The sequence below is a fragment of the Candidatus Eisenbacteria bacterium genome (genome assembly GCA_030017955.1).
GTDB lineage: Bacteria > Eisenbacteria > RBG-16-71-46 > JASEGR01 > JASEGR01 > JASEGR01.
In genome coordinates, this window is the sequence record JASEGR010000097.1 from 1 (window position 1) to 8977 (window position 8977).

Below are 8977 nucleotides of genomic sequence, written 5' to 3' on the forward strand. Positions count from 1 at the left end.
CAGCATACAGCAGGCACGTCTATATGTCAAGATATTAATGACGCACTACACTAGCGTATCGCCAAGACCCAGATACGAAGCGCCGTGGCCAAGTGGAATCCCGATGTTTGCAGCAGAGGTACAATTGAGGGTTCCATCGGCCGGAAACACATCCTGGTATTTCTCCAATTCCACGTCAGTGATCGTGGAAGCAAGAGCGCTGCCCACAACACCGAACCGGGCATTATCAAAGTAAGGTGTCTTGTTGTTGAGGTAGGTACAATACGTGTCCCACCCAGAGCACAGGCATATGGTAGCTATTACCATCTCAACGCTGTCAACACAAGATGGAACAATTCCCGAAAAGTCCGAGGTAAAAAGACCGCAGCTTTTTGTGGCTGAGTAGTAGTAGGTGTTATTGCTCCTCCATGGACTCCACCGTGGACCGAAGCCGCAATCCCATGGGTAGTACCTCACATACCATAGATAGTAAACCCTGTTGTATTGAGGCAGATCCCCGTATCTCTCGAACTGAATGATGTGGGTCGGAAGACCTTCTGCAGGCGTTCCCTTGATTGGTATCGTGGGAGAGATTATCCAGTTTTCCTGAAGTCTTCTGTGCGGCGCTGTCGGCGGAGCTGCGATATCGTACATCGTGACAATGCTGTCACCCATCTGGCACCAGCTTGGATCGCTGGCAATACATGGATCCTCTATGACCGGGTTGTATTCAAGATGTACCCAGTCACCTGGCCCGACCCACCAGGGTTGCCACTCCCACCCGCAGTTGCCAGTCTCAGCATCACAACTGTGGATGACGCCATTCGTGGGCTCAGCAATTTTGATGTTGTCAACTATCAAGGCACCGCAGTTCGTCCAGTTCAGGCCATCCTCATCCGACCAACCACCATCAGAATGAAAACGGAACCTGATACCGTAGCTCCCTGCACCCGTGAGATACGGCCCGATATTCACAGACTCATGACCACTCCCCTCCCCTGAATAACCTCCGCGACCGCCATTTACCTGGGAGAGCTTCATCCAGGCTGTGCCGACAGATATTTCAACAGAGGAAGAATCGTAGCCCAGCTCACTGTCGAATGCGTAGTCAAACTCAAGCGTCGTCACCGCATCACCACTCAGGGCAATCGTGTTCTGAAGAATCTGGTCCCAACTGTCCCCGTAGCCAGAACCAGCAGCCCAGCAGAGTGCATTTGCCTCGGTCGTGGTCAGTCCAGCCCAAAATACATAGGTTCCCCACTGGGGAGGCTTCGTCAGAAAGCACGGAGTATCAGACAAGTCATGTCTTCTGAAGTACTCATCACCATACGTGGTTCCTCTATGGTACACGTCGGTCTTATAGAGCATATCACGGCTCACCCAACCATCCAGGTAAAGACCGCTGTGAGGTATCCCTCCCCAACCAGACGCATTCCATGTCCACTTCCCGCCGATTGCCGCAAACGGCCTCCCGCCTACAATTTGGGTTCCGCCGTACCAGATAGTCTCAGCTGCCCCGGAAGCAAAGAAATCAGGACCGGTGTAGTGCGAGGAACCCTTCTCCACCGTTATGAATGGGGTATCGTCGGACACAATTCTCTCTTGCGGAATTTGACTAACAGGCCGGGCCAGGCTTACGCCGCACAGCCACGATATTGAGATCAATACGGAAACTATCACCAATATCTTCTTCATCGCCCGCCTCCGGAAAATGAAAACGCGTGTTCCCCCTGGCTCTTGGAAACACGCACATCACGGTGGTCACTTCATGTCGCCACCAATCGTCTCACAACACAGCCTGCTATCTCAGTTTCAAAGCAATATTACCTCATCATGCGTCCAAAATCAAGCGTATTTTGCATTCCTCCGTAGAATCCGTACCTGCCCCGCTCGTTGTCGGTGTCGCGGCCGTCACCATCGACGAGGTCGAGGGCTCCTGATGGCCGTTGTCGATTCATGGCTGAACATATATACTCCATCCAGATCAGATGCGGCACATCGAATTCAAATTGAGGGCGAAAGACGGCGTTAAACTCCACGCCCGGAGATGGGAACCGGAACAGGAACCCATTGGAGTCGTTTGTCTCATTCATGGAGTCGGAGAACACAGCGGACGCTACTTTTCAATGGCTCATCATCTGGCTGGCCGGGGGTATGCCCTTTTGGCCATTGATCTGCGCGGACACGGCAAATCGGAAGGGAAGCGCGGACACATATCGAATTATGCCGCGCTGATGGACGATGTCACAATTCTCCTGAATGAAGGGAGCCGGTCCTATCCACAACGCCCGTTTTTCCTTTATGGCCAGAGCATGGGTGGAAATCTGGTCATCAATCACGCTCTTCGCCGTCATCCCCTGCTGAGGGGGGTGATCGCATCATCGCCGATGCTGCGCACGGTCTTTGAACCTCCCTCCTGGAAAAAACTCCTCGCTAGGTACATAGGTCGCCTGCTGCCGGCGATGCCCCTGACCAACGAGGTCAAGGCCCGGGATCTGTCGCGTGATGAGGAGATCATCAGGAAGTACAAAACCGACCCGCTGGTACACGATCGGCTCACGCTTCGCTTCTACAAAGTACTGCAGGCGGGAACTTGGGCGATCGAGCACGCGGCCGAGCTTTCCATGCCCATGCTGATCATGCACGGCGACTCAGACCGCATCACGTCTCTGCAAGCCAGCCGCACTTTCGCAGAGAGAGCCGGGGATTCCTGTACCCTGAAAGTTTGGGAAGGCTATTACCACGAGGTCCACAACGAACCGGGGAAGGAGCAGGTGCTCGACTACGTGGCCGGGTGGCTGGCAAGCAGGTCATAATCCAGATGCGCCCACCGCTCCCGGTTCACTCATGTTCCATTATGTAATTGGCCATTTTCCCGAAGTAATCGCTAACCCTCGGCACTTCCAAACCAGCATCACGTCTGGTGTTTGAGTCGTCAAACAGAAGACCGCCCGTCAGGTATGGCATGTACAGCTTGACTTCCTCGATCATCTCGCGCTCTTCTTCCGATAGACGATCCGCCGCCTTCGATATGTATGCCATGAACTCTTCCGGCGGGATTATTGCGAAGGGCTCCTTCCTGAAGTGACGGCTTGCGAGATCACGGATCTGTTCGAGTGACGTCGTGTTCCCCGACCCAGCCGTGACATGGTAGCAATTGCCCGCGCTCTTCCCATTGGTCGAGATCGCATAGATTGCGTCAGTCACGTAATCGACAGGCACGAGGTCCACGCGACCCGAAGTATGGCCCGGAAGAATCTTCAGCAGGCCGAGCCAGTACAATCGCAGAGCTCTGTAGAAACCGTTGAAACTCGAAGCGCGGCCAGTTCTGGAGTCACAGATGACGATGCTCGGCCGCAGAATCGTCAGGGGAAGAGCGTCCATGTTCTCGCGGACGAGTTTTTCCGCTTCCAGTTTGCTCCGCTCGTACGTGTTGTTGTGCTCCTGCTTCTCGTCGAGCTCGTCTTCTTTGATTATGCCCTTCCTCCTGCCGGCCACATAGGCGGTGCCGATATAATCTACTTTCTTCAGCCCCGGGCACACCCTGGCGAAATCGAGAATATTTTGAGCGCCCCCCACGTTGACCTTCCGCGCGTCCTCAATCTCAAGATCAAATCGAGCCGCAGCGGCGCAATGGATGATATGCATCGTTCTCGCGGCGAGATCCCTGTACTCCGGTTCTTTCAGCCCAAACCTATCATGCGAAAGATCACCCTCGATCAACTCTATTCTGCTGGAGAAGCAATTGGTCTCCGTATCGGGATAAAGTTCCCGCAACACCTTGGATATTCTCTCCAGGGGCTTTACTCCGCGCCTGCTCCGCACCAGGAGATTCAGTCTCGCGTCCGTACTGGCCAACCATTTCTGAAGGAGGCTCGCCCCGATGTATCCGGTTGCTCCCGTTAGAAACAGCTCTCCCTTCATGGTTCCCTCTTTTCCTGTTCGCAGTACATGGACTCTATCTCGTCCCTGTATCTTTCAACGATCAATTTTCTCCTGAGTTTGAGCGTCGGCGTCAGCAGCCTATTTTCAACGGTGAAGCCTTCGGATATCAACGTGAATGCTTTGATTTTCTCGTAGCGCGCACGGTCCGCGGTCGCGTTTTCGATCTGAGCCGAGATGAGCGTCTTGATTTCGTCATTTTTCAACAGATCCTCATAATCGACTGCGGCGATATTGTGTTCGCTCGCGTATTGCTCCAGCGTGCACCGCTGAGGAGCGATCAGGGAGGTGAGGCATTTTCTGCCATCCCCGTGGAGCAACACCTGGTCGATGAATGGGCTTTTCGTTATCTCCGTTTCTATCGGGACGGGCGCCACCTTCTTGCCGTACGACGTTACTATGATCTCTTTTATTCTTCCGGTAATGGTGAGATTTCCATTCTGATCAAATCTGCCCTGGTCTCCCGTGTGCAGCCACCCTTCGCTGTCGATCACTTTCGCGGTGTCTTCGGGCTTGTTGAAATACCCCTTCATGACATTCGGTCCCCTGACGAGGATCTCTTCGCTCACGCCTATCTTGACTTCCAAACCATCGAGCGGTTTGCCAACTGATCCAAGCCGGTTGTCATCCGGACAGGCGGTCGCCACGACAGGCGACGTTTCAGTCAGGCCGTAACCCTCGAGGATGTTGAACCCAAGCACATAGAGGGTTTTCGAGAGCTTCCGGTCAAGAGGAGCGCCGCCGGAAACGAGCAGACGCAGCCTTCCGCCCGCGATGCTTCTGAACTTGGACGCCACGACACGATCGTAGATGGCACAACTGATTTTCAGCGTACCAGGCACTTTCAGGCCTTTGTACCTGAGGTTCGCGCGCCGATTCAGACACTGAATAGCAGCAGCAACAAGCCTGCGGCGGACAAACGGGGCCTGCAGGACCTTATGCTCGACCGCTTCGTAGATTTTCTCCACTATCCTGGGAACAGTTATGAGAATCGTGGGGTGGATCACCTGCACATCCTTCACGATGGTCGTAAGGTCCCCCGCATATGCAATCGTCACACCGTTAAACAGCATAGCGTAGCAGCCGCAGGTCTTTTCGAACATGTGGCAGAGAGGCAGAAACGATAAAAACACGTCTTCAGGACCGACGTTGAACCTTCGGGCGACCGAGAGCGCGTTTGAAACGATATTGCGGTGAGAGAGTACGACCCCCTTCGGCTCCCCCGTCGTGCCCGAAGTGTACACGATGGTCGCAGTATCGTCGGGAGATACGGAAGGAAGGTCGATCCGCGTTCCACCACCCTTACCATCGCCCTTTTCAACGAGATCGCGGAACTGTATGAAGGGTCCCTTTTCTCCGACACCCTGATCGTTGAAAACCACGACGTTCACGAGAGACGGCAGATCGTCCCTGATCGAGTCTATCGAATTGAAGAGCTTTTCGTTTTCGACGAAGACGAGTTTGCACCCTGCATCGAGCATGATATATCGCATCGCCTGGGGTGAGAGAGTATGGTATATGGGCACGACGATCCCGCCAAGCTTGAGGATCGCCAGATCGGCAATCACCCATTCGAGCCCATGGTATGAAATGATAGCGACCCTGTCTTCCCTCTGAACACCCAGATCCCTGAGCGAGGCGGCAAGCCGGTCGCTGCACTCGTCCAGATCCCCGAACGTAGTGCCCCGGTATGCCTCGTTTTCATCCTTGACCAATAACGCAGTTTTTCCCCGGTGCCGCCGGGCAGTCATCGAAAATGCGTCGCATATAGTCTCCGGTGCGGGCCCCGCCGGAAGGGAACATTCCGAAATGCATGTATGCGAATTATGGATGAGCGAACCTCCTCATGCAGGCATGTGTACGACGACACGCAACTGAATTACCTAATGGCTGCATTCTATCATATGAGTGCCGCTTCGAGAAGGACGGTGATGAAGAAGTATCCAGACTGCGATAGCCCAAAATGCGGTTTCGCCCGAATCCGCTGCCAAGATTGTGGTTCAGAATCCATCCTTGTCTTCTCCTGGAACACCCGGAACTTCTGTCCTTCGTGTCATGCCAAGCAGCTTGACCAACCTCAAGATCATATCCCGGGCGCCCCTCAGTTTACTTCACACTTTTTTTGTCACGATTCATCATCCCCGACGACAGGAGAAAGAACAAATCCTAAGAAAATTGATTGATCGACGGACGCAACACAAAAAGGAAATTCCTGTCCGCTGCAAAACATCTAGAGGAGATTCTAAGAATGTGCGGGAAGCGTAAAACTGAAGGTAGAACCTTTACCGAGTTCTGACTTTACCTGTATTTGGCCGCCATACGCATTTACCAATCGCTTTGCAAGCGCCAAACCCAATCCCAAGCCATCTACCTGTCCGACAAAATATTTCTCTACCTGATAAAATTTTTCAAATATCTTCTCCTTCTCTTCAGGAGGTATGCCAGGACCATTATCAGAAACCGAAATCTCTATGACCCCAGGCAGTTGATTTACTGTAAGTACAATCTTAATTACCTCCTTATCATTAAACTTATTAGCATTCTCTATGAGGTTCCTGATGATAAGGTCAAAATAAACTCTATTTATATCTAATTTTATTCCTCGCTGGCAATCAACACTTAGTTCTATCTTTCTATCTTTTTCTGACTTAATCATAGGATCGATTAGCAAGGGTAAATAAGACTCTAAATCAATTGTTTCCTTTGACAGGTTAAGCTCTTCAGCATTTATCGTAGTAAAACTCAACAATGTTTCTACCAGGTTGACAAGGTCATAGGACCGCTCCATGGTCAAGTCTTTTTTCTCCTGTAAAATTGGTCAGGTATAGCCTCCTCCCGGTGAACCGTCACCTCCTTTCCGGCTTCTCTCAATTCGCATCGTTTCGCCCTTCTTCTCTTTGACGCTCTGGAAACGGCTCTCCAGGATGCCCCAGGACGAGAGATCTCAACCCAACAGGTATCCAGATATCCCCCTGACCGGCCATTACGACGTCCATTGTCTCTAGGCCGCGACGTTCCTCAGGTCCGGGTCCTCCCATTCGCTGTCCGGGTCAGTGGCCATTTGTTTGAGACGCTCATCGAGGTAGGGTTTCATTCGTACTCCCCGCCACCCCTCAGATGCATCCACCAAGACGGCGAAGACCAGCGACAATCCGCTTGCCTCACTGGAGAACCGGGGAATGACCTTTGTCCGTCTCTTGCCCTCACCAAACAATCGTTCCAAGAGATTCGTACTACGAATCTGCAGCCGATGAGCAAAAGGGAATTTCAACGCCGTTAGACATTCCTCCAAATCCTGCTCCAAACACTTCATCGCCGCGGGGAATTGCTCCCGGTACTGCTCGATCACAGAGCGCGCCTGCGCAAGCCCCTCTTCGTAGCGAGCAGCACCGAAGGCGAGCTCGTGTCAATAGGTGTGTAAATAGTCATCAGGCGGCTTCCTTCAGTCCGGCGTTTGTTTCTTTCTCTGGTAACCCATCAACGTATTTCTTGCCTTCATAGACATCAGACAAGAACTCGGTTCCTTTTAGTCTTCTCCAAGATTTCTCTGCCACCATCAGGAGTTTCCAGATCATAGCGACTGCGTTGTCCACTCGCTTGAAGCGCCTGGCAGCGTTAGTCCTGAGACGGACAGGTGCGAAGGGGGACTCAACCACATTCGTGCTTCTCAAGTGGGGCCAATGCTCTTTGGGAAATGAATAGAACGTGACCATTCGACTCCAATCCCTTAAGAGCGTCTCCGTCGCCTTGGGATAACTTCTCTTGTAACGCGCGATGAAGTTATCCCGATACTTCTCGCACTGCCGACGAGTCCCGGCATACGCCATCTGTCGAAGGAATTCCCTGGCCTTTGGCTGCTCCTTCTTCGAAAACGCATTGAGCACATTGACTATCTTGTGATTCCAGCAACGTTGTTCCGTTCCCTCGGGGTGAAGTTCGCCCAGCGCAGCCCAGATCCCAAGATTCCCATCGGCAATGGTCAGCCGTCCAAGTTTGAGCCCCCTCGCTCGTAAATCCCTCAGAACTCCTGCCCACGACTCTTTGCTCTCCCTGTATCCGCTCTCGCAGGCAACAACCGCCTTTCTCCCGTCGCTCAACCCGACCACTATCACTAGAAGAGCCGCCCTGTCTTTCTCGAGACCGGCTTTCACGTACAACCCGTCAGCCCATTGGTACACCACCTCAAGACCAGAGAGGTCCGCGTCCTTCCACTCCTCGTACTCCACCTGCCACTTCGCCTTCAACCTCACGATCGACGAACGAGACAGCGGAGCGCCATCCCCAAGCAGCCCCCTCAGCGCAAGTTCAAAATCTCCCGAAGCAAGACCGTGAAGATAAAGATCCGGAAGCACATCCCCGAGCTCTTTTGACCTCCTCTTGAAAATCGGCAGTACCCGGCTCTCAAACGCCTCATCCGTTCCCCTGACACGTGGACGCCGGACAATAACCGTCCCATTCATCATGGCAAACTTCCTCGTCTTGCCATGCCCGTTACGATAACCCACGGGACCATCGACCGCCTTACCCACACGCTCCGATTTCCCCCGCCCCAAGAACTCGGTCACTTCCTCCTCCAGAATATCCTGAATAAACCCCTGTACCTTCTCCCTCGCCCACCCCTCCAGATTCTCGTAAGAAACTCTTGACTCATGCCCAGGTTTCCTGCTTCCATTACCCACGGTGGTGTACTCCTTTCTGCCGGATCGCACCGGCACCTAATTCCAAAAACTTCTGAAAGAGTACACCGCCTTCCTACTTATTTACACACCTTTCGGTTATATCTCACCGAAGGCCTTGCGAACAAGCTTCCTGACCGCAGGCCTGGCTACATGCGGAAGTTTGTTCACTATGTTCCTGAGCCTATGGACCTGACAACGCTGAATCAGCGTGTTCGGCAGCTTCCGACTCACCGCCTTACGAACACCGGCGTTTCCGTCAATCACCGCTAGAAGAGGGTCGTCCAATCCTCGCTCGCGCATATCCTCCAGAAATGCCTCCCAACAAGCTCCACTCTCCTTGTCTCCAATCGCCAGGTGCAACAGTACCTTCCCGCCAT

Annotated in this window: 8 protein-coding genes and 1 pseudogene; 1 reads left to right on the forward strand and 8 read right to left on the reverse strand. The window is 53.0% G+C overall.

The window, feature by feature from the left end:
- Positions 1 to 45 precede the first annotated feature (45 nt).
- Both QME66_11785 and QME66_11790 read right to left on the reverse strand, forming a co-directional pair.
- Positions 46 to 1674 (reverse strand): hypothetical protein, encoded by a 1629-nt coding sequence (locus QME66_11785; protein ID MDI6809645.1) that lies wholly within the window; start codon positions 1672 to 1674, stop codon positions 46 to 48.
- A 128-nt stretch (positions 1675 to 1802) separates the two neighbouring features.
- Positions 1803 to 1937 (reverse strand): hypothetical protein, encoded by a 135-nt coding sequence (locus QME66_11790; protein MDI6809646.1) that lies wholly within the window; start codon positions 1935 to 1937, stop codon positions 1803 to 1805.
- Between the two features lie 30 nt (positions 1938 to 1967).
- On the opposite strand from QME66_11790, the gene QME66_11795 reads away from it, so the two are divergent.
- Entirely contained in the window at positions 1968 to 2795 is an 828-nt protein-coding gene (locus QME66_11795; protein ID MDI6809647.1) for a lysophospholipase, read from the forward strand.
- A gap of 25 nt (positions 2796 to 2820) precedes the next feature.
- Here the strand turns inward: QME66_11795 and QME66_11800 are convergent, their stop codons facing one another.
- From QME66_11800 to QME66_11825, 6 genes and pseudogenes are all read right to left on the reverse strand, one after another.
- A complete protein-coding gene (locus QME66_11800) occupies positions 2821 to 3903 on the reverse strand; it encodes an SDR family oxidoreductase (protein ID MDI6809648.1) in 1083 nt (360 codons plus the stop codon).
- Entirely contained in the window at positions 3900 to 5672 is a 1773-nt protein-coding gene (locus QME66_11805) for a long-chain fatty acid--CoA ligase (GenBank protein MDI6809649.1), read from the reverse strand. Before QME66_11805 ends, QME66_11800 begins: the two co-directional genes overlap by 4 nt.
- A gap of 491 nt (positions 5673 to 6163) precedes the next feature.
- Complete coding sequence (locus tag QME66_11810; GenBank protein MDI6809650.1) at positions 6164 to 6709, reverse strand: HAMP domain-containing sensor histidine kinase; 546 nt, start codon at positions 6707 to 6709, stop codon at positions 6164 to 6166.
- Positions 6710 to 6922: 213 nt separating this feature from the next.
- A pseudogene (locus tag QME66_11815) lies at positions 6923 to 7303 on the reverse strand (transposase).
- A 46-nt stretch (positions 7304 to 7349) separates the two neighbouring features.
- The gene (locus QME66_11820) at positions 7350 to 8600 is read right to left on the reverse strand and encodes an IS256 family transposase (GenBank protein MDI6809651.1); all 1251 of its coding nucleotides are present in this window, start codon (positions 8598 to 8600) and stop codon (positions 7350 to 7352) included.
- 96 nt (positions 8601 to 8696) lie between these two features.
- Positions 8697 to 8977, reverse strand: a 281-nt coding sequence (locus QME66_11825; protein MDI6809652.1) for a transposase, incomplete at its 5' end; no start/stop codon positions are given.